This window comes from Azovibrio restrictus DSM 23866 (genome assembly GCF_000429665.1).
GTDB lineage: Bacteria > Pseudomonadota > Gammaproteobacteria > Burkholderiales > Rhodocyclaceae > Azovibrio > Azovibrio restrictus.
This window is the reverse complement of sequence record NZ_AUCH01000042.1, coordinates 1-2,187: the sequence shown is the minus strand read 5'-3', so window position 1 is coordinate 2,187 and position 2,187 is coordinate 1. Positions and strand designations below refer to the sequence as shown.

At 45.2% G+C, this 2,187-nt stretch carries 2 protein-coding genes; both read left to right on the top strand.

All coding sequences use genetic code 11. The features are described from left to right. Positions 1-575, top strand: a 575-nt coding sequence (locus G474_RS23980; protein ID WP_211228148.1) for a hypothetical protein, incomplete at its 5' end; no start/stop codon positions are given. Then, entirely contained in the window at positions 572-946 is a 375-nt protein-coding gene (locus tag G474_RS23660) for a hypothetical protein (RefSeq protein ID WP_156919338.1), read from the top strand. The genes G474_RS23980 and G474_RS23660, both read left to right, overlap by 4 nt. Positions 947-2,187: the final 1,241 nt, after the last annotated feature.

Here is a 2,187-nt window from a genome sequence, read left to right as displayed (position 1 = left end):
AAATGTTTATGGGTATGTTGGGGGGGAATCCGGTGAGTAGCATTGATCCGTTGGGCTTGGCAGGGACGGTAACCATATACTCGAGTGGAAATGGTGGTTCTAGTATGACTTCCGGCCATGCATGGATTTCCTATCAACCTGACGGAGGCTCTGTCACTACCTGCGGGACGTGGGGCAATAACCCAACCGGAGAAGGCAATGGCCTATTTCAGAACTTAGAGTTGGGCAGGTCAGCTGATGCCTCTAGATCAATGCATATTGACGACGCGGCTGAGAAAAAGCTCCTTGAAAAGATTGACGATTACAAATCAAAGGGAGAAAAAGCTTGGCGGCTAGGGGGGCCATGTTCAAGTTTTGCGAGAGACACCTGGAATTCTGCCACGAATGAAAATTTGAACGCTAACCTTGGACCTATAAGCAATCCAACGACGCTAAAAGAATCAATAATTGATGCGAACGGTGGCGTTGCAAACGCAATTGCAAATAAACCGGAAGGTGGCAGTAGCGCATCGTCAGGATCATTTGGAAGGTCGTCCGGGGCATCTTCTCTTAATTCATTGGGATCATCATTGTGATAGCAGCAGATCCCAAAAAAATTTATTTCTTAGGACTTTTTGCCATGGCTTTTGGACTATTCGGATGCTCATCGACTGTGCTGGAATATAGAGATGTTCAGGGTTTCTCATGCGTGACCGAGGTACGTGATAGCGGAACACAACTACGCCTCCAAGGGCTGGCATTTCACAGTGCACTTGCTGTTAAAGAATTGAAGACAAACATCGAAGGAAACACCATGGCGGTGGAGGTTTTTTTGACACCCGCAAGAAAGGGGCTATCAGGAAGATTCGACTATATGCTCGATATCCCTGATAGTGTCGAGCAAGTCGTTTTTGGCAAGCGACGGCACCTTATTTGGGAACGAACCGACTCGTATCCAGCCAACTGAGCGCTACACCCTGGATTTAGGAAACCCATGCTAATCATGCCATCCAAGTGCAAACCCTACCCCTGAGCCTTGCGAATGCGAAACATGGTTCCAACTCAGATTGTCGTGTGCGGGAGGCATTGATTCTAACGAGAAGATAAAAGCGCGAGATTGCGACGAAAGAATTTCAGAATTTTTAGCCTCGAAAAACATAAACCGTGCATCCACCCTTGCCAACAGCAAGTTGCTTGACGAGAATCAAGCAAATGATTTACTGACTGGCATTAAAGAGCACCTTAACGAAACAGAATCTGGGCGCACGTGTGCAGCAATGTACAACTGGTCGGATATCATGAATACGGCTAACCAGAGAAAGATTTGGATTCCCTGATGATTGCAGCTCTTCTTAGAAGACTTTGCTTGGCGCCATTACCCCCTCTTTCATATGCCATAGCTGCATCAATATCGTGGATTTCAATCAACTCCCAATTTGGCTCTGATTGGCATTACGGGCTCTATTTTCTTCCGTACTTTGCTGTCTGTAGCGCTGTTCTGTTAACCCCCTATATTCCTTTGCTCTATTTTTTAAAAACAACCCCTATATTTTCTTTCTTTGCACTATTTCTATGTTTGGCTTTCTCAATATCTTTTCCAGGATTAAGAGCCATCCTCTACACACAAGCAACCACATTTTTTGCGTTAAACGACCCAGGATTACGCGTAATATATGGAAGAATCACTACTCACTCATATTTCTCTGCGGATTTTTTTCTTTGCATAATTATATTTTTATCAATAACATTTCTTTTAATAGCAAGGCACACTAGAAATAGAAAATCGGTAAAATTTCTTGAAATTTTTAGCACACTGACTTACATGCTGTGGCCACTACTATTTTTTTTGCTAACCTATACAAATGGATTGCTGGAATCTGCCATATGTTCGCTTCCATCTATTTTTATCTTGGCATACCTTGAACGCAAACACTTTGCCCAATAGCTGATGCTCGCTTTCAAGGACGGAGGGTACACGAAGGGAGCACTGTACTGGGTTCCGAGAGACAAGCTGCTAGACCTCAAGGAAAGGTGTTCGGCACCGCCTGGGGGGTTTGGCTATCAGGGCGGGAAAATGGCTGCTCTGTATCCAAAAGCTTCTCCGCCCAGCTACGCTCAAATTTATTGGGAAGAGAAGGCATATACGGACGCTATCGGTTTAACCAATTTTTTCTCCGGCGGCCCGGGAAAATGTGGTCGTGGTGCGGG